General features: G+C 58.3%; 16 protein-coding genes, 1 tRNA gene and 1 CRISPR repeat array (1 of these 18 running past the window's edge). Of the genes, 9 read left to right on the plus strand and 8 right to left on the minus strand.

Annotated elements, in window-relative coordinates; all coding sequences use genetic code 11:
• From glyS to mfd, 6 genes are all read right to left on the minus strand, one after another.
• Complete coding sequence (glyS, locus tag Q0J81_RS00515) at nucleotides 1–2,097, minus strand: glycine--tRNA ligase subunit beta (protein ID WP_294445433.1); 2,097 nt, start codon at nucleotides 2,095–2,097, stop codon at nucleotides 1–3.
• A 3-nt stretch (nucleotides 2,098–2,100) separates the two neighbouring features.
• Complete coding sequence (glyQ, locus tag Q0J81_RS00520; RefSeq protein ID WP_294445434.1) at nucleotides 2,101–2,973, minus strand: glycine--tRNA ligase subunit alpha; 873 nt, start codon at nucleotides 2,971–2,973, stop codon at nucleotides 2,101–2,103.
• A 96-nt stretch (nucleotides 2,974–3,069) separates the two neighbouring features.
• On the minus strand, nucleotides 3,070–3,819 hold the full coding sequence (gene recO / locus Q0J81_RS00525; RefSeq protein WP_294445435.1) for a DNA repair protein RecO: 750 nt from the start codon (nucleotides 3,817–3,819) through the stop codon (nucleotides 3,070–3,072).
• Between the two features lie 306 nt (nucleotides 3,820–4,125).
• Nucleotides 4,126–5,067: a helix-turn-helix domain-containing protein gene (locus Q0J81_RS00530; RefSeq protein ID WP_294445436.1), complete on the minus strand. Its 942-nt coding sequence runs from the start codon at nucleotides 5,065–5,067 to the stop codon at nucleotides 4,126–4,128.
• An 8-nt stretch (nucleotides 5,068–5,075) separates the two neighbouring features.
• Nucleotides 5,076–6,017, minus strand: a complete 942-nt coding sequence (locus Q0J81_RS00535; protein WP_294445437.1) for a SurA N-terminal domain-containing protein — start codon at nucleotides 6,015–6,017, stop codon at nucleotides 5,076–5,078.
• A 275-nt stretch (nucleotides 6,018–6,292) separates the two neighbouring features.
• On the minus strand, nucleotides 6,293–9,796 hold the full coding sequence (gene mfd / locus Q0J81_RS00540; RefSeq protein ID WP_294445438.1) for a transcription-repair coupling factor: 3,504 nt from the start codon (nucleotides 9,794–9,796) through the stop codon (nucleotides 6,293–6,295).
• Between the two features lie 590 nt (nucleotides 9,797–10,386).
• On the opposite strand from mfd, the gene Q0J81_RS00545 reads away from it, so the two are divergent.
• The 5 genes from Q0J81_RS00545 (at nucleotide 10,387) to Q0J81_RS00565 (ending at nucleotide 14,726) form a co-directional block, all read left to right on the plus strand.
• Nucleotides 10,387–10,998, plus strand: a complete 612-nt coding sequence (locus tag Q0J81_RS00545) for a YitT family protein (RefSeq protein WP_294445439.1) — start codon at nucleotides 10,387–10,389, stop codon at nucleotides 10,996–10,998.
• 546 nt (nucleotides 10,999–11,544) lie between these two features.
• Nucleotides 11,545–12,303: a hypothetical protein gene (locus tag Q0J81_RS00550; RefSeq protein WP_294445440.1), complete on the plus strand. Its 759-nt coding sequence runs from the start codon at nucleotides 11,545–11,547 to the stop codon at nucleotides 12,301–12,303.
• Nucleotides 12,304–12,396: 93 nt separating this feature from the next.
• A tRNA-Ser gene (locus Q0J81_RS00555) sits at nucleotides 12,397–12,491 on the plus strand.
• 567 nt (nucleotides 12,492–13,058) lie between these two features.
• The gene (locus tag Q0J81_RS00560) at nucleotides 13,059–13,925 is read left to right on the plus strand and encodes a hypothetical protein (protein ID WP_294445441.1); all 867 of its coding nucleotides are present in this window, start codon (nucleotides 13,059–13,061) and stop codon (nucleotides 13,923–13,925) included.
• Between the two features lie 255 nt (nucleotides 13,926–14,180).
• Nucleotides 14,181–14,726: a GDSL-type esterase/lipase family protein gene (locus tag Q0J81_RS00565; RefSeq protein ID WP_294445442.1), complete on the plus strand. Its 546-nt coding sequence runs from the start codon at nucleotides 14,181–14,183 to the stop codon at nucleotides 14,724–14,726.
• A 52-nt stretch (nucleotides 14,727–14,778) separates the two neighbouring features.
• On the opposite strand, the gene Q0J81_RS00570 is transcribed toward Q0J81_RS00565, so the two are convergent.
• Nucleotides 14,779–16,029 carry an MFS transporter gene (locus Q0J81_RS00570; RefSeq protein WP_294445443.1) on the minus strand — a complete coding sequence of 417 codons (1,251 nt, stop codon included), beginning with the start codon at nucleotides 16,027–16,029 and terminating at the stop codon, nucleotides 14,779–14,781.
• 612 nt (nucleotides 16,030–16,641) lie between these two features.
• Here Q0J81_RS00570 and Q0J81_RS00575 point away from each other — a divergent pair.
• From Q0J81_RS00575 to Q0J81_RS00590, 4 genes are all read left to right on the plus strand, one after another.
• On the plus strand, nucleotides 16,642–16,884 hold the full coding sequence (locus Q0J81_RS00575; protein WP_294445444.1) for a hypothetical protein: 243 nt from the start codon (nucleotides 16,642–16,644) through the stop codon (nucleotides 16,882–16,884).
• 306 nt (nucleotides 16,885–17,190) lie between these two features.
• Nucleotides 17,191–17,844: an OmpA family protein gene (locus tag Q0J81_RS00580; RefSeq protein ID WP_294445445.1), complete on the plus strand. Its 654-nt coding sequence runs from the start codon at nucleotides 17,191–17,193 to the stop codon at nucleotides 17,842–17,844.
• A gap of 236 nt (nucleotides 17,845–18,080) precedes the next feature.
• Complete coding sequence (locus Q0J81_RS00585; protein ID WP_294445446.1) at nucleotides 18,081–18,491, plus strand: YqaA family protein; 411 nt, start codon at nucleotides 18,081–18,083, stop codon at nucleotides 18,489–18,491.
• A 144-nt stretch (nucleotides 18,492–18,635) separates the two neighbouring features.
• Nucleotides 18,636–19,616: a P1 family peptidase gene (locus Q0J81_RS00590; RefSeq protein ID WP_294445447.1), complete on the plus strand. Its 981-nt coding sequence runs from the start codon at nucleotides 18,636–18,638 to the stop codon at nucleotides 19,614–19,616.
• A 446-nt stretch (nucleotides 19,617–20,062) separates the two neighbouring features.
• Here the strand turns inward: Q0J81_RS00590 and dnaK are convergent, their stop codons facing one another.
• Nucleotides 20,063–21,964: a molecular chaperone DnaK gene (gene dnaK, locus Q0J81_RS00595; protein WP_294445448.1), complete on the minus strand. Its 1,902-nt coding sequence runs from the start codon at nucleotides 21,962–21,964 to the stop codon at nucleotides 20,063–20,065.
• Between the two features lie 214 nt (nucleotides 21,965–22,178).
• Nucleotides 22,179–23,303: a CRISPR direct-repeat array (repeat unit 36 nt; unit sequence GTTGTAGTTGCCTGCCCACATTGATCCTGCTAAACT) (it continues 99 nt past the right edge of the window).

A 23,303-nucleotide genomic window follows, 5' to 3' on the forward strand; every position in this document is an offset into this window, starting at 1 on the left:
CTACATCTGCAGGGCCGAGAAGTCGGCGAGCCTGCCCATGCGGGAAAGGAGAACCTGCAAAAGATTCAAGCGGTTGGCGCGCACGTCCATATCCTCCGCCATGACCATGACGCCGTCGAAGAAGGCATCCACCGCAGGGCGCACGCCTTCCATGAGCGAAAGGAGCTCATCGAAGCGGTCTTCGGCCCACATTTCGTCGAACCGGACAGTCATGGCATCAAGGGCGTCGGCAAGAGCCTTTTCCGGCTCTTCGGCAAGAAGCTCGCGGCGGTATTCACCCGTCGCCCCCGCGCCCTGCTTGCGCAGAATGTTGGCCACGCGCTTGAAGGTCTGGGCAGTATCGACAAAGCCGGGCTTTGCGCTTTCGGCCACCATGGCGGCAAGGCGGCGGGAAGCGGCCCACACGTCGCTGCAGCCTGCGCCCATCACTGCTTCCACGATCAGCGTGTCGTTGCCCTGAGTGAGGAAATAGTTCTTCACGCGACCGGCAAAGAAGTCGCCGAGCTTGGCCAGAGCTTCAGTCTTTTCCAGCTTCCAGCGGATGTCGTCGCTGTAGAGGGACTGGGCCTTGGCAAAGAGATCCTCCACGCGGATGCGATAGCCCTTTTCAATGAGAATACGGGCAATGCCGAGCGCACAGCGACGCAGCGCGAAGGGATCGGCCGCACCTGTGGGAATGTTGCCGAGACCGAAGCAGCCCACCAGCGTGTCGGCCTTGTCGGCCATGGACAAAAGCGCACCGAGATCGGTGGAAGGCACGGGGGTATCGGGACCGGCAGGCAGATACTGCTCGGCAATGGCATCCGCAGCCGCAGGATCGAGTCCCATCTTATGGCCGTAGATACCGCCCATGATGCCCTGAAGCGTGTCGAACTCGCCCACCATCTGGGAGACGAGATCGGCCTTGGCGCAGCGTCCCGCCACGGCGGCGGATTCGGGGTTCACCCCGGCCACCTGGGATACGCCGGGCTGTTCGGCCAGCCAGCGGCACAGCTCGGACAGACGGCGGCACTTGTCACCCATGGAGCCGAGAGGTCCGAGGAAGATGACATGATCGAGCTTTTCCTTCCATATCTCGAAGGAAGCCTTCATGTCGGTGTTCCAGTAGAACCTCGCGTCTTCCAGACGGGCGCGCAGCACGCGTTCCCAGCCCTTCTTCACCACTTCGGGCTCGCGGGAGCTCAGGTTGGCCACCGTGAGGAAGTACGGCAGAAGTCTCCCGTCCTCGCTCTCCACGCCGAAGCTCTTCTGATGCGTTTCCATGCTGGTGAGCAGAACGACGGAAGGCAGCTCCAGGAAGGAAGGATCGAAGCCGCCGAGAATGGGTGCGGGATGCTCGCAGAGTCCCTGCACTTCGTCGAGCAGGCTTTCCTTCCACAGAATGCGGCCGCCCACGCTGCGGGCAAGCTCATTGCCGCCCTCCACCACGATTCTGCGGCGTTCGACGCCGGAGAGCGTAACGCCGCACTTTTCGGCCATCACGGCATCGAAGTCGTCGGCACAGGCCACTTCAAAGGGACCACGGCCGTGCACGCGATGACCGGTGGTCATGCGGCCGGACTGCACGTCGGCCACGGTGAAGGGAATAACCTCGCCGTCCATGAGAGCCACCACCCAGCGGAGAGGACGGGCAAAGAGAAAATGGCTCGGGCTCCAGTGCATTCTCTTGGGGAAGGGAAGCGCGGCAATGATGGAGGGCGCGGCTTCGGCAATGATGGAGGAAGCCGACACGCCGCCCACGCTCTTGCGCACGGCCACGTATTCACCCTTGGGGGTCTGCTCGCGGAACAGTGCGGAAACGTCCACGCCCTGACCGCGGGCAAAGCCCAGCGCGGCCTTGGTGGGGTTGCCGTCGGCGTCGTAGGCCGCCTTCACGGAAGGACCGAGAGCCACTTCCTCGCGAACGGGGGTGGAAGAAAGAAGACCGCGGGCGTGCACCACGGCACGGCGGGGCGTGGTGTCCACGGTCAGGGAATCGAAGGTCAGACCGTGCTCCGCAAACAGTGCGGCAAAACGGTCGTGCAGCTCGCGCTCAAGGGAGGCGAGAAAACGGGCGGGCAGTTCTTCCACGCCGAGTTCAAGAACAAAAAGACTCATGGCTTACCCCTTCTTCAGCATGGGATAACCCATGGCTTCGCGCTGGGCGGCATAAAGATGGGCCACGCCGGAAGCCAGCGTGCGCACGCGGGCGATGTACCCGGCGCGTTCCGTGATGGAAATGGCTCCGCGGGCATCCAGCAGGTTGAACGTATGGGAACACTTCAGGCAGTAGTCGTAGGCGGGCAGCGGGAGCTTCACGTCGATAAGGCGCAGGCATTCCTTTTCGTAGTCGTTGAAATGCTGCAGCAGCATGGCCGCGTCGCTCTGATCGAAGTTGTAGCAGGACTGCTCGTATTCGTTCTGATGATACACGTCGCCGTAGGTGATGGAGTCGTTCCACTTGATGTCGTACACGGACTCCACGCCCTGCAGGTACATGGTCAGACGCTCAAGACCATAGGTGAGCTCCACGCTGGCGGGAGAAAGGTCTATGCCGCCAACCTGCTGGAAATAGGTGAACTGCGACACTTCCATGCCGTTCAGCCACACTTCCCAGCCGAGACCCCACGCGCCGAGGGTGGGAGATTCCCAGTCGTCTTCCACAAAGCGGATGTCATGCACGGCCGGGTCGATGCCGAGGGCCTTCAGGCTGTCGAGGTACAGCTGCTGAGGATCGGCCGGCGCGGGCTTCATGATGACCTGGAACTGAAAATAATGCTGCAGACGGTTGGGGTTGTCGCCATAGCGGCCGTCGGTGGGACGACGCGAAGGCTCCACGTAGGCGGCCTTCCAGGGCTCGGGTCCGATAACGCGCAGGAACGTGGAGGGGTTGAACGTGCCCGCACCGCATTCCAGATCCACCGGCTGCACCACGGCGCAGCCCTGTCTGGCCCAGTAATCCTGCAAGGTCAGAATAACATCCTGAAAATTCATGTAGTTCTCCTGAAGTTCGCCAATGGAGCCATTGGCCTTGCTTCCCATGCGCGAAGCGCACGGAAAAACGTCTCCCTGTCCGCCCGCGCCGCGCCGCTAAATGGACCTGAACCGGCCGTTGCCCCATTCAAGCCCGAGATGATATCGCACAAAAGCGTCGATAAGGCGCGCGGCCTGCCTTGCGCCTTCCGGCGAAGGGTGCAGCCTGCCCCATGACTCCGGTGAGTATTCCTTCACTTTTCCCAGTACGTCAAGAGCTTCCTGCTCAAGAGAGAGACTCATGTCGCCTGAACGACGGCACGAGGCGCAGCACACCTCGCCTTCCCCCACCAGAAAATGTACCTTATGCTCTCCGGCGAGAAGACGGCCGCAGCGCGCACAAAACGAAAGTTCCGGCGCGTAGCCCTGCTCTGAGGCCAGACGAAAGCGAAACAGCACCGGCATGACCGCCGGCACATCCTCTTCTCTTTCCAGAAGCTCCAGCATGCCCCGCATGAGCAGAAAGCTCGCCCCCGCATTGTCCGGCGGCACGCCCATGGCCTCAAGAAAACGCACGCAGTTGGCGGCCATGCCCTGCCTGCGCCAGTTGCGGCGCAGTCTGTCGGGCCCGGCCAGAAGCGTGGCCTCGCTCAGGTTGAGAAAACGCCCGTCCCGGGAATACGCAGCGCTTACCCGAAGCTCGTTGAACGCGTCGAGGCAGCCGGTGAAACGTCTGCGACTCCGACTTCCACCGAAGGCGAAGGCCGTAAGCAGTCCCTTTTCACGCGCCAGAAGACGTACCCACAGATCCGCCTCCCTGAACTTTCCGACGCGAAGCACCAGAGCGTCGTCCGACCACTGCTGCATGACAAAATTCCGTACCGGACAAGAGGCGAACAGAAAAGCCTCCCCGTCTCCTCCGGCGCATAAGGAAAACGACCGGGACATGACGCCCCGGCGCGGGTCTTTCAGAGAAAACGGGCTTCGGACGAGTCTGCGGCCCTGCCTTTTCCTGAAAAATTGCGACGCAGAGCGTCGCAATCACGGATTTTCCCGCAAAAGACTCGAAGCGGCACAAGCGCGTTCCCGGATCCCGGCCTGCGTACAAAGCACACAGACCACAACCTCAGAAACACCGGCCCCTGCGTCTTCCAGAACGATTTCTTCCGTCTTCTACTCGGCGGGCGGGAAGCTCATGGTCACCACTCTCGGCGAGGTGGAGCGCTCAAGTTCCTTGCCGTCGTACACGACCCGCACGGCTCTTGCGTTGCCGAGACGGATGACGAGAGAATCACGGAACGACATGGAAAACGTGTCGCCCCTGCGCAGCGTACGCTGCTGCTTCTTGCCGTCCGGTTCAAAGCCCATCCAGCAGTCGCCCGTGTCGGCAATGACTTCGACCTGATGCATGCCGTCGGGAAGAGCCGCGGGCTGTTCCTCGTCCGCGGGCGCAGCAGAAGCGGCTGCATCCTGCACGACCTCAGCATCCGCCGGGGATGCGGGAGCGGGCTCCTGCGGCTGCGACACGGCGGCAGAGGGGGCAGAAGCCACGTCCTGCACGGCTTCGGACTGCTGCACAGGCTGCTGCACGACGGGAGCCGCCTGCGTTTCGGGAGCCGGAGGAGCAGGAACCGGAGCGGGTGCGGCATTGCCCCAGGTAGGCATGGCCGAAGAAGGGGCGCTCTCTGCGCCGGACACGGAAGACGGGGCTTCATAATCCCTTGCGGCAAAGAAGTGCAGATAGGCCATGTACGCACCGCTGGCCAGCGCAAGCACCAGCACTATCTTGAACACGCCTCCGAGAATGACCGGAAGAATGCTCGGCTTCACCGACGTATAGGTGGCGCTTTCCGCAATGACCGGATGGGACACGCTTTCAAAGCCCTCGAGACCGCGCAGCCACTCGGTCACATCTTCCTGGGCAAAGCCGAGAAGAAGTGCGTATTCTTTAATGAAATGATGAACGTAGACGGTACGGGGAAGCGTATCCGACCCGTTTTCTATCCCCTGAAGTATGCGGGTGGGAATCTTGAGACGGTCGGCAACGTCAGCCACGGTCATGTCGCGGCCCTCGCGGGCCTCACGGAGCTTAGCTCCCAGTTCTGCCAGAGTCATAGCGCGCCTCAGTTACGGATGTCGATGAGCGCCTTGTCACGAAGCTGAGCAGTATACTGCTGAAAACGCTCCTGAAGGCGGGGACGGCGCAGAATCTGTTCGATGCGGCTTGCGGTTTCGGCATCGGGCACGGCATTGCTGTGATCCACGCCCTCCGCCTCCTCAAAGTCGAGCAGGGCAATCTGCGCCTTGTTGGCGTTCATGCTGAGAAGAGGAGACACGTCGCCCTTCTTCATGCGCGAAACCTGCTCCATCATGCCGGGAGCCATGTCGGAAAGCGCCATGAAGCCGAGATCGCCGCCCTCCTGGGCATTGGGGCCGATGGAAACGGCACGCACGGCATCGCGGAAGGAAACCTTGCCGGACGCAATGTCACGCGCCCACTTTTCCGCATCGGCCTCCACGGGATAGATGAGCATGGCCACTCTTGCGCGGCCGGAAGCGAATCCCGCCATGTTCTTACGATAGTAGTCGTTGATTTCATCTTCCGTAACGACGACCTTGTTCACCACGTTGCGGCTCATGAGCCGCTGCGACACGATCTGCACGTACAGCCTGTCGCGAAAGACTTTTTCAGAAATGCCTTCCTGGGCAAGCTGCTTGAAGAACACGTCTCGGGAAAGCTGGCTGTCCTTGACGATGCGGTCAATGGCGGCATCCACGTCGGCGTCTGAGATCTCTATCTTTTCCTTGTCCGCTTCCTGAAGCAGAATTTTATCGTTGATCATCCTGTCGAGGACGGCCTTGCGGACTTCCGCCACCATCTGAGGATTCTTGGCGGGATCAAGCTTCTGTCCGACAAGTTCGGACTGAAGTTCCCTGTCGAGCTCACGGGCAGTGATCATGTCGCCGTTGACGACTGCGGCGATGCGGGAAACGGGCACCGCGAACACCGGCTGTGCGGAAAAAAGGGACGCCGCACAGGCAAGAGATATGAAAAGGGTACGCAAAACAGCACACTCCTGATATTTGATAAGATAGTTGTTTATAGCCTGTTTTTTACGCACTGGCAACGTTCGCCCCAGGAGGCTCATGCTGCGGAACAACGCCGCCTCCCGTACCATAATAATGTGCGTTCATTGAAAATATTTCACCTTCGTCATAAAAGATTCCGGCGCTCCCGGCCATGCCGCACGTTATTTTATCAGACGCCGGAACGTTGAAGCGCCGGGGCAGTTCCGAGGCGTGAAGGGCCCTCCGCAGCGGCAGACAGAAAAAAACGTCATCAGACGGCAGTGCCGGACGCATCCTGCTCCTGAAGCGTCCCCAGAAGCCGACGCGCCTCGTCGAGCTGCCGGGCGGGCGTTTCCCCGTCGCCCAGAGAAAGCTCCAGCGTAGCCGGAGGCTGCAGGCGTATGCGATCCCTGTGCGCCATGACGAGCCGTACGATGTCTTCCGGCCGAACTTTCTTCTGTCCGTCCGCCCATGTCACGCGGACCCGGTCCGGCAGAATGTCCGCCCGGGCCACGCCAAGCTCGTTCACGCGGCGCTTGAAGGCGAGCACGGCAAGAAAGTTTTCCACAGGTTCGGGGAACGGACCGAAACGGTCGCGTATTTCCATTTCCACGTTTTCCCGCGTCACGGCATCGGAAGCAGAGGAAAGCATCTTGTAGTACTTGAGCCTTTCGTGAGCGTCCTCCACGTAAGTGTCTGGAATGTGGGCGGGAATGCCGAGGTTGATTTCCGTCTCCGTACGAAGCAGCTCCTCCTCGCCCTTGAGTCTGGCCACGGCGTCCTCCAGCATTTCCAGATACAGGTCGAGTCCCACGCGGGCCATATGACCGGACTGAGCCTCGCCGAGTATGTTGCCCGCCCCGCGCAGGCGAAGATCCTCCATGGCCACCTGAAATCCTGCGCCGAGATAGTCCATTTCCAAAATGATGCGCAGCCTCTCCCTGGCAAGGCTCGGCAGATGCTCCACGTCCGACACCACGAACACCGCGTAGGCCTGACGGTCGGATCTCCCCACTCTGCCTCGGAGCTGATAGAGCTGCCCCAGACCGAACATCTGCGCCTGATCCACGATGAGCGTGTTCGCTCTGGGGAAGTCAAGACCGGATTCCACAATGGCCGTGCACACGAGCACGTCGAGCTCCCCGTGCCAGAACTTGTGCATGGTGTCCTCAAGTTCCTTTTCCGCCATCTGCCCGTGAGCCATGCCCACGCGCGCATTCGGCACGAGTTCCTTCACCATGGCCGCCGTCTGCGGCAGCGTCTGCACCCGGTTGTGCACAAAAAACACCTGCCCCTGCCTCGAAAGCTCGCGTTCCATGACCTGCCGGAGTGCCCCGCGGTCCCGGTCGATGATGGCCGTAGCCACGGGCTTGCGTTCGGCCGGCGCGGTCTCAAGAACGGAAAGCTCACGTATGCCGGACATGGAAAGCTGAAGCGTACGGGGAATGGGCGTAGCCGTCAGCGTGAGCACGTCCACGTTTTTTCGGAGCGCCTTCAGCTTTTCCTTGTGGCGCACGCCGAACCGCTGTTCCTCGTCCAGAATGAGCAGTCCGAGATTGGGGAGCTGCACGTCCTTGGAAAGCAGTCTGTGCGTACCTATGAGAATGTCTGTCTGACCACGCGCCGCAGCTTTCAGGGTCTCGGTCTGTCTTGCCTTCGGCACGAAGCGGCTGAGCAGTCCCACATTGACGGGAAAACCCGCCATGCGCGAACGAAACGTCTGATAATGCTGCTCCGCAAGCACGGTGGTAGGACACAGAAGCGCCACCTGACGCCCGTCACAGGCTGCGCGGAAGGCCGCGCGAAGCGCCACTTCCGTCTTGCCGAACCCCACGTCGCCGCAGACAAGCCGGTCCATGGGCACGGGCTTGTCCATATCCGCAAACACTTCCTGAATGGCGCGGGCCTGATCGGGCGTTTCCTCAAAGCCGAAGGTTGCCTCAAACTCGTGATACATCTCCCCTACGGGAGAATAGGAAAAGCCTTTGGCCACCTTGCGCCACGCGTACATCTGCATGAGATCGGCAGCCACTTTCTCCACGGCGCGGCGCGCCTTTTCGCGGCTGCTCGTCCACGCCGTACCGCCAAGACGATCCAGCGTCGGCGGCGGTCCGTCGGCCTTGAACTTCTGCACCACGGACAGCCTGTCCACAGGCAGATAGAGCTTTGCGCCATCGGCATATTCGAGGAGAAGATAATCATTGTCCACGCCGGTGTTGCCGGGACTCATGCGGTGCAGGCCGCCGAATCGTCCCACGCCGTAGTCGCGGTGCACGAGCAGGTCGCCCACGCGCAGGTCATCATACCGGTCAAGCCCCCGGAACGCCCCCGAAGCCACTCGATGCGAACTCTCCGCCTTGGGCTGAAGTATCTCCTCGCCGAGAACGAGACAGCCGTCCCACACGAGGTCCGCGCCCTGACGATACGGGGCCACCACGGCGTAAAGCCCACGGCCCTCGGGATCATACCGCAGCGAGGGCAGAATGCCGTCCTGCTCCGCCAGCTTGAGAAACTTGCGTCTGCCCCGCTCCGAGGCAAAGGCCAGCACCACCTGTCTGTGCGAGGCCGTCCAGGATCTGAGTCCGGCAGAAAGCTGCTGCCAGGGGCGGTCCTGCTCCGTCCGGCCGGGAAAAAGCTCGGCAAAACTGTGCAGGCTGCGCTCAAGAAGATCCTCGCCCGTCTGCTCCGTACCCATGGTCAGAGGCTCGGAATAAAGACGGGGACGGCTTTCCAGCGCCTTCCGTACAGTTTCGGCATCGCGCACGGCCATGTACGCAGGCTGCGCGAGGCTGCTTTCTTCCGACTGCACGCGAACATGCTCCCGCCACCGGCTTTCCGTCTCAGCGAGCTCGTCGCATACCTCGCGGCGCCCGGGCAGAAAGCACATGGTGTCCGGAGCAAGCCAGTCGTCCAGCGACGATGCGGCGGCATACAGACAGCCGGGCAGAAGACGAGCGTCCTTCTCCTCCAGCGCACGCTCAAGAGACATACGGGAACGTTCGCTCATCGTGCCCGCCTTCGCGCGGGACTTCCAGAAGTCGCGAACGCTCTTTTCCCATGCGCTGCCGGAAGCAAACGGCGTCACGGGCAGCAGCGTCACCTCGTCAAGCTGCCCCACGGAACGCTGAGTCACGAAATCGAACACGCGCATTTCATCGACGGTGTCGCCGAAAAATTCCAGTCTGAGCGGTTTTTCATAGCCCGGAGGCAGCACGTCCAGAATGTCGCCGCGGCGGGCCATGTCGCCCGCATGAGCCACCATGGGCACACGCTGATATCCCCATTCCGCAAGCTGGTCGAGAAGAAGCTCGGGCGACAGATCCTCGCCGCGACGAACGGTCATGGTCCGGCCGTCCAGAAAATCAAGCGGGGGCAGCAGCGGTATCATGTTGTCCAGAGTGAACACCACGCCCCGGGCCTGCCCCGTGCGCAGGGCGTACAGCACGGCAAAACGCTCAGCCCATCCTTCCCGGCTGAGAGAGCGCGCACTGAAAGGCGGAAGAAACACCCACGGTCTTTCCCATACGGGCAGACCGGACGCACTGCGGGACTCTCCGGCGTGAGAATCAAGACGTCCCACGGAAAGCTCGGGCGTGAAAAGCGTGGTCAGACCACGCATGACGGCAAGCGCCTCCCGGCTGCGCACGGCCACGGCCGCGTGACGGCCAAGGCGCGTCGCTTCCACGGCCAGTCGGGCCAGCGTGGCCGAGCCTGCGCGGCATACGGTGAGCCCGGCGTGCTCTTCCATCCTACGAAGCAGAGATTCTTTATCCATGGTCAAAAGCGGACATGAAAAAACAGAAAAAAAGCCCCCTCATGCATGAGGGAATACGGTTTCAACCGTATCAGCAAGACGCCCGCTTCGCAACACGGCCGTCATGAGAGACATGTCGCCCTTCAAAAACGAGCATCCCCTTCTCACTCGCCCGCTCCGGAGGCGAGTCCCCTTGCCGGGCCTCCTTTCGCTTTTCTTTTGCAGTGAATGCCGCTTTTTTCCGTCGCCTTGCCTTCCCCCGGAAACTCGGCTACCCTGCCTTCATGCAGAACGACCGGCACATGCTTTCCCGCATATTCTTCGTCATGATGGCGGAACGCCACTGGCGCAGCCATCTCTAAAGACACGCGGCCTCGAGTCCGACGTGTCTTTGCCGTCCTGCATCCCGTGCCGTCACCAGATGACGGCGCGCCTCTTCGCCAGTCTTTTTCTGTGCCTTCCGGTCAGCCATGACCTTTTCGCAGGACACAGAGAATCTTCACGCCTTTCGGACTCTCCTTCACGGATTCTGCGGCGGCCTGAAACCCGCCATTCCTCCGGGGGCTTTCGAGAGAAAGCCGCCGGACCATCCGCAACCAGGGAGCTTTTCCGTGTCTCTTTTCCCTTCTTTCCGACCGGTACTTCTCAATCTTGCCGGCAGCGCCATTCTGGCCTTCGGTCTTTATAACATTCATGCCCTTTCCGGCGTGACGGAAGGCGGCATTCTCGGCGCCACGCTGCTTCTGCATCACTGGTTCCATGTTTCCCCGGCATGGTCCGGTCTCGTCATGAACGCCGTATGCTACCTGCTCGGCTGGAAGCTCATGGGCGCAGGCTTCGTCCTCTACTCTCTCGTGGCGGGCGGAGGCTTTTCCCTCTTCTACGCGCTCGTCGAAATGTTCCCGCCCCTGTGGCCCGAACTTGCCCAGATGCCGCTTCTCGCCTCCGTGCTCGGCGCTCTGTTCGTGGGCGCAGGCGTCGGACTCTGTGTTCGGGCAGGCGGAGCCCCCGGCGGAGACGATGCCCTCGCCATGAGCATTTCCCATCTTACGGGCTGGAACATCCGCTGGCCCTATCTTTTGAGCGACCTTGTCGTTCTTCTGCTCTCCCTCTCCTACATTCCTTTAGAACGCATAGGATACTCGCTGCTCACCGTCGTTCTCTCCGGTCAGCTCATCGGCTTCGTGCAGGGCTTCGGTGCAAAGCAGGGACAATCCTCCTGACTCCGCGCCGCTTCTGTGGCGGCATGAGCATCCCGACATGCCGGACGGCTTCCGTCCGGCATGCGTCGACATCCGGCTCAGCCGGATGTCTCACGTCTGCAGCACCCCACGCAGGAAGAGCGAGCCCCCTCTTTTTCTCTCCAACATCTTTCACCAGCCTCCCGCATTCCGGCCGAAACGTCCTTCCGGCCATACTCCTTCCCGTACAAAACAGCCTCAGACACCGACAGGCTTTCACTCCGCCCCGCCTTATCATTTTCGTACAAGACGCATTCTTCAAGTTGCCACGTTCAAAGGGCATCCATTCCATAAAGTTTTCCGGATACCGCAGAACATGACAGAGAGTTTTCCGTCTACGTGAAAAATATTTCTTTCTCTTTACTGAAAAACATGCATTATCATTCGACGGCATATATACTTTTTGGCAACGGCGTCGCATAACATCGAAGAACAACTTGACGCGACGCATAAAAATCATTTTTATCGGAGAGCGTCATCCGGCATTTTTTCACATATACCATTCTTCATTTCCGCAGGAGATTCCTCATGATTACGAACTGGCCGCTTGTTTTCTTCACCGTGTTCTCGCAGCTCGGCACAGGGCTGGCGCTCTTTGCCTGGTGGAAGGACCATCACGGGGATTCTCCCAGCGCCAAGAACTGGCAGACTTCCGGCATAAGCGCCGCCGTGGCCACGGTGGCCGGACTGGTTACCTTCAGCGGAACAGCCTCGGGCGCCATGCTCGTCGCGCAGATCTGCTGTCTCATCCTGGCGGCATGCGCTCTCGGCGCATGGAAGCGCTGCTCCGTCTGCGGCCTTCTGGCCTGGATTGCAGGCGCTGCGGGCGTCATGGCCGAAGCTGCGGCTGCCATTCCCGGAGAAGTATGTACTACCTCCGGCCTGTTTCCCCTCGCGCTCTTTCCGCTCTGCACCGTCATTCTCGGCGCCGTCTTCTCCCAGCTCAAGCAGATGGGCGAACCGGACGATCCCGCCGTGCGCTACGGCCGCTTCTATATTCCCCTGCGCATCTGCCTGTGGCTCATGCTCGTCATCACGGCCATTGCGCCCTGCATCGCCTGGGACGACCCCTTCATGAGAAAGTCCGCCATCATCTGGATGCAGACCCAGCTGTACTGGATGGGCGTCATCTTCAGCGGCGTGGTCATCGGCCTTTCCCATATGGGACGCATCACGCTGCTCGTTCAGGCCATTGTGGCCATCGTCAGCATCACCGGTCTGCGCACGGCCTTCTATGCCGACGGCGTTCACGGCATCATCGACATGAGCACCCTCTACATGCACTGATCCGCAAAAATTTCCTCACGCCCGGGGCTTGACAAGCCATGGCGCTTAGTGTAGCTATGTCCCCGTTGCGTATAACACTGCGCTTCATTGCGCGGAGAGATGTCCGAGTCGGCCGAAGGAGCTCGCCTGCTAAGCGAGTATACGGGCATAAACCTGTATCGAGGGTTCAAATCCCTCTCTCTCCGCCATTCTGTTTGAAGAAAAAAAGGGTTACGATAAAAAATCGTAGCCCTTTTTTCGTAGTTTTTCCCGACGTTTTCACACTGTCCCATCGTCGTGCAACGTTTTCCTGAGAAGCGGCATTCCTTGCCAGGGCAAAGTCGGAAACTGCACCATACGGGACTCTGAAAAACGACTGCTGAAGATTCCTATAGCCGCCCGCCTGCCTCACGGATGAAGAGAGGGAAAATCTTTTTCACTGACAGCCGCTCACTCTCAGCCACTACGGTCGTTTGTCGCCTGCCTTTCTGTGGAAGCCGCTATACACGACAGGCAGGAAGAGTATTCCGTTGTGCTCAGCAAAGCTGATCAGTCCGGCAAACCTGCTGTCTTTATCGAATATCTGCTGGAAACTCTGATGACAGCGTCGGGAGGACACCAGCGATAAAACGTGCGTATCAGCCGCCGACCGTTCTCTCCCCCTCAAAAAAATAAGCCTTTTACTTTACCTCATTGAGAGGTTGTTATTTTATAGCTTTAGACTATTAATGAAACTTTATAAGTTGAAAAATCAAATTATATGGAGGTGATATAACATGCAATCTAATAACTATCCCCATAAAGTCTTCGACTGGAAACCATACATTAAGGTAATCGGTATTGGCTATACGGGAGAAAGCGTCATAAATTATATGATTGAGTATGATCTCAACGATGCCGATTTAATAGCTATTAATCATAAAGATGAACTAAGATTAAAAAATAATCTCCATACATTTTATGAATCTGAATTTAATATTATCATTTGCAATTTATCAGAAGCAAATGTCAGCAGTTTACTGTATGATATATCAAAGATGTCACATTCATATGGTATACTTACCATAGTAATTGCTACATTTGATGAAAATTTATTCGAATATCGACACGAAAATATTATTAAAAAAATCGTTAATAACTCTGATAGCATTATAATTATCCCTAACGTTAAGGAATGCCATGCCAGTTTACCAACCACATCTCAACAATTTTATGCCAGGGACAAAAAAGTAGTCAGAGCTATACGATCACTGATTTGCTCTGCTACGAAAAACAGCATTATTGCCCACGACTTTACAGATATAAGAACTATCACGAGCGTCAAAGGCATTGCCTGTTTTGGCGAGGGGAGCGCATCTGGAGAAAACCGCGTTATTAAAGCCGTACAAAACGCTCTTCGCGATTTACAGCTTAATGAATTTCAGAGGGGCATCTGCAAAGCTCTCTTGGTTAATTTAAGTGTTGATGATGACTTTTCTCTGGAAGAATTCGATGCAGCGGCGACCCTGATATCCGAAACACACAGCTGCAAGGATGAACCCGACATACTCGTTGGGTTACTGCCCTGTGAAAAAACAACGGACGAAGCTTATGTTTCCATCATTGCTACTGGCATTGAAGTCGAAGCAGTTTTAAAAAAGTAAAAGAGCATATGGTATTCAATCTCCACCCCATCGCGTAGCCGATGCACTTAACTTCAGGAAAATTGATCACAGCAACCTGACAGGTCAATTAAACACCAAAAGGAATGAGCAAAAAAAACGGTTTAGTTTAACGATTTTAAGGTATCTCTCAGCCCGGTGAGTCAGCCAAGGTCTTATCAATCAACGTTGCCAGACGCCCCTTGACGGTACGGCACCGCATACCCCGCGTATCATCCGGGCACATAAGGAGCTCTCATGACCATTCTCTGCATAGGCGACAGTCTTACCTACGGTTACGGCGTCAGGCGCGCAGAAACCTGGTGTGCCCTGGCCTCGAATCTTACGGGACATGAATTCATAAACCGGGGCGTCAACGGAGCGACTACCGGAGAAATGGCGGAACAGGAGCTCCTTGGTGATGAACTTTTCGTCATGGGAGGGCTGAACAATCTTTTCATGGGCATGCCCGTAGCCGTGCCACTTGCCGACATACGCATGATATGCAAACGAGCCGTAAGCATGGGCATACGTCCCACGGTGGGAATTCCCATGCAGATTTCCGGGGAGGTTTCAGAAGCATGGTGCGAGGGCCCCGTGGACATGGACCTCGTGCGCTCCGCCTATGCGGATTTCGCCCGAGCCCTTCTGCTCCAGTGCCGGGAAGACCATACCGACGTCATCGACCTTCGTCCCGTCATCGGTCCTGATCTTCTGTCCTTCGACGGCATCCACCTGAGCAGATCGGGGCATGAGCGCATGGCGCAGGCTGTGGCCGCCCACTGGAACGCGAGGCGGAACTGAACGCCTCCAAAAGATTCTGCACTCGGAAATTCGTTATCCGTACCCCGGGCTGCTAGCCCTTACGAAGCTCACAATCAGGTTTCAGCGTTCCGGCGAACGCAGGCAGAAAACGAGTCGCAGCAATGAATATGGCAAGGCCCGCGCAAGGTGCGGCGGCAAGGGCCAGAAAAGCCGCACTGTAGCTCACGTGATGAGCAAAAAGTCCGCCGTAGGTGTTGCTGAGCGAGGCTCCTACGCCCTGAATGGTAAGAACGAGCCCGAGTCCCATGTTGACGTGTCCGCTGCCCCGAAGAAGCCGAGCCACAAGGCCGGGCGTGGCCACCCCCAGAAGGCCCGCGCCCACGCCGTCCAGCATCTGTACGGGAATGATGTTCCACGGGCTTTCCCACAGTCCTGCAATGCATCCGCGCACGGGAAGCGCCAGCAGCGCCAGCAGAAAAAGATGCCCGTAGCCTTTTTTCTGCGCAACCTTCGAGCCCCACAGCGCCACGACTATCATGGTGGCCTGCGCAAGCACGACGGTTCCCGCAGTATAAGCCGCGCCGTTGACGCTGAACCGCGCCACGGCAGACTGCCCGAGAAGAGGCAGAAGCGCGGCATTGCCGAGATGAAAGAAGAACAGCGTCAGCGCCACGGCAAGCAGCGCTTTGTCGTAAAAAAGCAGGCGAAAATTTCGTGCGGGCCGTTCCTTTCCGCCGTGTTCCGCAGGCTCAAGCCCGCGCGCCACGGCATAGTCGATATGCGAAGGATTGATGCAGGCCAGACTGAACACGGCCAAAGCACCCATGATCATCATGACGAAAAACACACCCGGAATGCCGAAAAAGTACCCGACGACCCCGCCCATGACCGCAGTGGAGGCATTGCCGGCATGACTCCATGCCTCGTTGACGCCGAGCCTTGCGGCAAGCCCCTTCTGCCCCACCATGCCGAGCGTAATGCCGGTAAGCGACGGCGCAATGGCCGCTGCGGCCATGCTCTGCAGCACGCGCGAAAAACCCGCCGCGAGCGCACCGCTCCATAGAAAAACAAGACCGCATCCGAAAACGATGAGGCAGACGCTTGAGGCGATCATCAGACGCTTGTGCCTGGTATGGTCGGCAAGTGCGCCAAGCGGCGTAATGCAGAACAGCTCGGCCAGTCCGCCGACCGTCATGACAAAGCCTATTTCATCGGGCGTCCAGCTCTGCGACTGAAGATACACGCCGAGAAAGGGTCCCAGTCCGTCGCGCACGTCGGCAAGGGCAAAGCAAAGCAGGGAAAGAAACAGCAGGGAACGGCGTCTGGAAGCGTCCTCGACCATCAGAAACCTCTATTTACAACAAAATTCGGTCAACCGTATATTTTATCAGCTTATAGTTAAAAGTCAACGGTTACGGTCTTCTGTCGTCTCGTTCCGGAAAAGTTTCGACAGATGCAAAGCGTCGCCCGTGCACAGCCGCCGGACGAAGCTTGTTCCGGAACGCGGCCGAGTCATGAACAGCAACATCGAACGCCGTTGTCCCCCTGCCCTTCGAGGAATAGTCTCCGACGAAACAGCAGGCCTGAGTTCCCATGCATGGATGAAGCGGCGACGACTCTTTCCGTCCCCGGAATCCGGACGCCCCTCCCCCGAAATTCCCTGTCCGGAACGGGGTCCGAGCACACGGAAAATCAGCCTGTCCACAAAAGTGAACAGGCTGATCTCACAAAGGAAAACAAGACGAGGAGGGTATGGAAGGTTCATGACTTTCTGCATGACCTGTGATGAATCATGCAGCAGGACGACATGCAAAGTCACGTTTCAAACTCTTTCAGGGGGCAGTACTCTTTTCTTTCCATGCTTTGAAGAGAAGATATCCTTTCCTGATGCCCTTCAACATGATTCTGCATTCCTGCCGATTCGTAAAAGAGTGTCGTAGATTCTGGACGCATCATGCCGGAGCCGAAGACCACGGCCAGAGCAGACAGGAAAACGTCGCCGGAAAGCGGCGCATACAGAAAAACCGGTCTGACCGAAGGAGGTGACGATCAGACCGGAGATACAGGGGAAAACCAGAGGGAAGACAATACGGCTGTCCTGATGGGGAGAGACATCGACCGCCGTCATGGTACTTTTTTAGCTCATCCGCCGAAAAAGTCACGTTTCAAAATCTTTCCCCGTGATGAAACATTTTGAAAGGTCTGAAGCAGGACACCTTCTGAACGCCCAAAGGGCTACCTCTCTGCCGCCTATCTACTATTACATAGTAATATTTGATATTTTTCTGCAAAAACAAAGCAGAACGACTACAGTCGTCCGTCCGTGGGCATAGTTGACTGCCAGGACGCGCATTTGCGTTTTTCCACTGTCGCGGATATTCTTAAAAAGGTATTTCAGCCTCCCCGCTTCTTCCGCACCAGCGCGGGTCATTCCCGCCGACGAGAAGTGATGACAACGCCCATCTCTCCGCAGAAGAAACGCGGAGAACAGAAGGAACACAGCATGAAAAAAATCTGCACTTTCGGACTCATAGTCACGCTGCTTCTCGGCAGCGGCTGCGCCATGCAGAGCAACACGGGCCGGGGCGCGGCCTACGGCACGGCCGGCGGCGCGGCCGCAGGCGCCATTCTCGGCCAGATCATCGGCGGAAACACCAAGTCCACGCTCATCGGCACGGCGGCGGGCGCAGTCATCGGCGGCCTTGCCGGAACCGGCATCGGCAACATGATGGACCGTCAGGAAAACGACATGCGGCAGGCGCTTGCCAATTCGCAGGCCGTGGCCGTTCAGCGAGAAGGCAACGCGCTTGCCCTCACCTTCAAGAGCGACTTCACCTTTGATGTCAACTCCACGAACATCCGTCCCGGCCTCTACACTGAACTCGACCGTGTGGCACAGGTACTTTCCTCCTACCCGCAGACCACCATTATCGTGACCGGCCACACCGACAGCACTGGTTCCGAGTCCTACAATCAGCAGCTTTCCGAACGCCGCGCCCAGAGCGTGAAGAACGCCCTTGTCCAGCGCGGTGTGGACGCTTCGAGGATACAGGCCATAGGCTACGGCGAAAGCTCGCCCATTGCCGACAACAATACGGAATTCGGCCGTCAGCAGAACCGCCGCGTAGAAGTGCGCATCAATCCCATGCAGCAGTAGAACGCCGTCCCGGGACCGGGCTCGGCACGGGGCAGCATCCGACGTTCTCCCCGGCAGGGCGCCCAGGCAGGCGCCCTGCTTCTGTCTGTTCTGCATACCGGCTCCCTCCTGACACGCCTGACACGGGCCGCCCCGGATGAAAAAAGAACGTCGACACGTCATGAATGCCGGAATATTCCGCGCATGTTCCGCAAAAACTTACCGCCCGTCCGATCCTCATGAAGGAATATGCGCTCATGTTCATTGTGGCCTTCGTTTCGGCCACCATTCTTCCCGCCCAGTCGGAAGCGGTGCTCATCGCCCTTGTGGCCGACGGCGACCGGTCTACCTGGGCGCTTGTGGCCGCAGCAACCGCAGGCAACAGCCTGGGTTCGGCCACCAACTGGGGGCTCGGGCTGTTTGCTCACAGATTCATGCACGCCCGCTGGTTTCCCGTATCCCCGGCCCGGCTGCTCAAGGCGGAGCAGTGGTATCACAAGTACGGCCGATGGTCCCTTCTGCTGAGCTGGATGCCCGTCATGGGCGACGCTCTCACTCTTGCCGCCGGGGTCATGAGAGAGCCGTTCCCGTCGTTCTTTTCCATCACGCTCACGGCCAAGCTGCTCCGCTACCTCGTCCTTGTCGGACTTTACATGGCCGTGGCATAAACGCCGCTCCCGGACTGATCCCCCTCCAGGAAAAGCCCTTTTCTTTGCGATTCGGCAGGATTCTGAGCTGCTCCGCATGAGACTTCCGCACGAGCGACCATACCGAATCTTTACGCCCGAGCAACCGGGCGAAGGAGCCTGAACATGATTGATGTGTTAACCGAGATTCCGCTGAACGCCATGCCGGGCTTTCGCATCGGACACGCCGAAGATAAGGCGGGGCTGACCGGCTGCACGGTAATTCTGGCCGATACCGACATGGCGGCAGGCATCGACGTGCGTGGCGGCGGTCCCGCTTCCCGGGAGACGGAACTTCTCTCGCCCGTGACCTCATGCGAACGCATACACGCCGTGCTGCTCAGCGGCGGCAGCGCCTTCGGACTGCGCGCCGCAGACGGCGTCATGCGATTTCTGGAAGAGCGCGGGCGCGGCTTCGACACCGGTTTCGCGCGAGTTCCGCTGGTATGCGCGTCCTGCCTGTACGACCTTGAAATCGGCGACGCCGCAGCCCGGCCCGACGCCGACATGGGTTACCGAGCCTGTGTGGACGCGCAAAACAACCGCGCCGTGTGCGGCAACGCGGGAGCCGGAACAGGGTGCACCGTGGGCAAGCTGAACGGCACGGCAACCATGATGAAATCCGGACTCGGCTGCCATGCCGTGCGCGTTGGAGACGTATGCGTCGGGGCTCTCGTGGCCGTGAACGCCCTGGGCGATGTTTTCGAACCGGACAGTTGCCGAAAGATCGCGGGAATGCTCTCGCCGGACAAAAAACGCTTTGCCGACAGCGAAAAGGCACTCATGGCAACCTGTGCGGAACGCAAAGACAACCTCTTCACGGGCAACACCACCATAGGATGCATCATAACCAACGCCGCCTTCGACAAGACGCGGCTTAAAAAAATTGCGGCCATGGCCCACAACGGCCTTGCGCGTACCATTCGTCCCGTGCACACGTCCGCCGACGGCGACACCATCTACGCGCTTTCCACGGGCAACGTGCGCGCCAATCAGGACGCCGTGGGAACCCTTGCGGCCCATGTCATGGCAAAGGCCGTCAACGCCGCCGTGCTGGCTGCCGAAGGAATGCCGGACTGTCCGGCGGCCCGCGATCTTACCTTCTGACGCCCGTCTTCCGGGAAGAAACAATACCTTTCTGCCTGCCTGTGCCCGGCAGAATACAGGCGCAGGCAGGAGAAAACGCGCCGTCCGTGGCCGATTTTCCCCGCTCGTCCGAAGAAAAGGCGACGAGAGCGCCGAACATTCCCGATGTCCGGCGCTCTCGGACGCAGCACCCAAATCTCTGCCGGGTGTCCGGTCCCACGTGTCCGGCACGAACCGGCGCTTTTTCCCCCGCTGTCTTTGCCGCAAAAAGCGCCTTTCCGGGGACGGCGGTCCTCCGAAACGCTGTACGCACGGTAGCCCGTCTTCCCTGCCGAGGACAAAAGTCTCCTGCGCTCTGTCTGCCGCCTTTCTGTCCAAACGCAGACGCGCGCCGGGCTTAAACGCGCAAAAGGGCCCCGTTCCCAGATGGGAACGGGGCCCTTCGTGTATCCTTGGCTGGATGATGGTTACTTCACTTCGGTGAAGTCGGCGTCGACTACGTCGTCATCCTTCTTGCCGGAGTTCTGCTGAGCCTGCTGACCGGCCTGATCGCCCTGCTGCTGAGCCTGAGCGTTCTTGTAGAGTATTTCAGCAAGCTTGTGGGAAGCCTGGGAGAGGTCATCGGAAGCCTTCTTGATGGCTTCGGTGTCAGTGCCTTCCATGGCCTTCTTCAGCACTTCGGTCTTGCTTTCCACGTCGGCCTTCACTGCGGGGTCAATCTTGTCACCGAGGTCCTTGAGGGACTTTTCAGTGGCATAGATGAGGGCGTCGGCCTGGTTGCGGGCCTCGATGTTCTCCTGCTTCTTCTTGTCTTCGGCGGCGTTGGCTTCCGCTTCACGCACCAGCTTGTTGATCTCTTCTTCGCTGAGGCCGGAAGAAGACTTGATCTGAATGGACTGTTCCTTGCCGGTACCGAGGTCCTTGGCGGACACGTTCACGATGCCGTTGGCGTCGATATCGAAGGTAACTTCAATCTGCGGCACACCGCGGGGAGCAGCGGGAATGCCGGTGAGCTGGAACTTGCCGAGCGTCATGTTGTCGGCCGCCATGGGACGTTCGCCCTGCAGAACATGAATGTCCACGGCAGGCTGGTTGTCCGCAGCGGTGGAGAAGGTCTGACTCTTGCGGGTAGGAATGGTGGTGTTGCGGTCGATGAGCTTGGTAAACACGCCGCCCATGGTTTCAATGCCGAGGGAGAGCGGGGTCACGTCGAGCAGCAGCACGTCCTTCACGTCGCCGGTAAGGATGGCACCCTGAATGGAAGCACCCATGGCCACCACTTCATCGGGGTTCACGGAACGGTTGGGGTCCTTGCCGAAGAACTCACCCACCTTCTTCTGCACGAGCGGCATACGGGTCATGCCGCCCACGAGAACCACTTCGTCAATCTGGGAAGCGGTGAGACCGGCATCGGCGAGAGCCTTGCGGCAGGGCTCGATGGAGCGCTCGACCAGATCCATGACCATCTGTTCCAGCTTTGCGCGGGTCAGAGTCATCATGAGATGCTTGGGGCCGGTGGCGTCGGCGGTGATGAAGGGCAGGTTGATCTGCGTTTCCAGAGAGTTGGAAAGTTCCTTCTTGGCGTTTTCGGCCGCTTCCTTCAGACGCTGCAGAGCCATGCGGTCCTGCGACAGGTCGATGCCGTACTGACCCTTGAATTCATCCACCATGTAACGGATGATGCGCTGGTCGAAGTCTTCGCCGCCGAGGAAGGTATCACCGTTGGTGGCGCGCACTTCGACGACGTTGTCGCCCACTTCCAGAATGGAGATATCGAAGGTGCCGCCGCCGAGGTCGTACACGGCGATCTTTTCGTTGGCCTTGCGGTCAAAGCCGTAGGCCAGAGAAGCGGCGGTAGGTTCGTTGATGATACGCTTCACTTCAAGACCGGCGATCTTGCCGGCGTCCTTGGTGGCCTGACGCTGGGCGTCGTTGAAGTAGGCAGGCACGGTGATGACCGCTTCGGTCACAGGCTCGCCGAGATAGGCTTCGGCGTCTTTCTTGAGCTGAGCGAGAATGACGGCGGAAATTTCCTGAGGGCTGTAGTCATGCCCGTCCACGCGCACGGCGGCGTCGCCGTTGGCGGAAGCCACAATGGTGTAGGGAGCGTGCTGCATCCAGTGCTGCACTTCGGGAGAATCGGCGCGGCGGCCCATCAGACGCTTGACGGCGAAGATGGTGCGGTCGGGGTTGGTGACAGCCTGACGCTTGGCGGTTTCGCCCACCAGACGTTCCTTATCGGTAAAAGCGACGATGGACGGAGTGGTCCGGCCGCCATTGGGGTTGGAGATGCACTTGGGCTCCTTGCCTTCCATCACATAAACGCAGCTGTTGGTGGTGCCAAGGTCGATACCAATAATCTTGCCCATACTATATGTCCTCCTCAGATATTGCACTTGTTGGGGAAGAGCCGCCTTGCGGCTGAACTCTTACACGCAATAGGTAATTCCGTTTTGCGCGCCGTCTAGGGGGGAAGAGAAAACTTTTTTGAAAATTGTCGTTTTCAAAGCCTCTGCGGCTCCGAAGCGCCCTCCTGCCGTACAAGGGGAAACAATGTTTTTCGCACTTTCCGCCACCCCGAACCGGGGCGTTGCCTGCCCACATTGATCCTGCTAAACTGGCAATGCTTTGAAGTATGCAAAGTTCATAGTTGTAGTTGCCTGCCCACATTGATCCTGCTAAACTCGCAAGCTGATAGCATGGCCTGCCGGATATGTTGTAGTTGCCTGCTCACATTGATCCTGCTAAACTGCGCGGGCACAATGCCGTCGTGCTGGACGAGTTGTAGTTGCCTGCCCACATTGATCCTGCTAAACTCGCGCGGTCAAAGAGGACTACTGGACGCCGGTTGTAGTTGCCTGCCCACATTGATCCTGCTAAACTTGTCTTCAAAAACAATATGTGCCGTCTTTCGTTGTAGTTGCCTGCCCACATTGATCCTGCTAAACTCCACAGGGCCATATTGGCGGCGTCTGCATCGTTGTAGTTGCCTGCCCACATTGATCCTGCTAAACTCCTTGACATAGTAAGGACCTCCATAAATAAGTTGTAGTTGCCTGCCCACATTGATCCTGCTAAACTATTCCTCCGGTGTGTCTGTTTCCGTTGGTAGTTGTAGTTGCCTGCCCACATTGATCCTGCTAAACTGGCGAGCTGATACAGATGAATAAAGTAGTTGTTGTAGTTGCCTGCCCACATTGATCCTGCTAAACTGGGGTCTTCAAACTCATAACGCAACCGAGAGTTGTAGTTGCCTGCCCACATTGATCCTGCTAAACTGGAGGGAAAAAGTGAATGATGACTCTGAACGTTGTAGTTGCCTGCCCACATTGATCCTGCTAAACTGCGTCGGACTACCAGGCATAGGCGGAACCTGTTGTAGTTGCCTGCCCACATTGATCCTGCTAAACTAAACGACGCTTTATCATGATAATAAGACTCGTTGTAGTTGCCTGCCCACATTGATCCTGCTAAACTTCCGTTGTCCGACATAGTTCCCTACTCACAGTTGTAGTTGCCTGCCCACATTGATCCTGCTAAACTACGTTTTTCTGCCAGAAAGAAATTCGTTCTGTTGTAGTTGCCTGCCCACATTGATCCTGCTAAACTCCGGGGATTGACCTGCACAATCTGCGATGCGTTGTAGTTGCCTGCCCACATTGATCCTGCTAAACTCGACTTTCAGCCGGATGCCAAGCTCTTTCAGTT

Origin of the sequence: uncultured Mailhella sp. (genome assembly GCF_944324575.1) — a bacterium.
GTDB lineage: Bacteria > Desulfobacterota > Desulfovibrionia > Desulfovibrionales > Desulfovibrionaceae > Mailhella.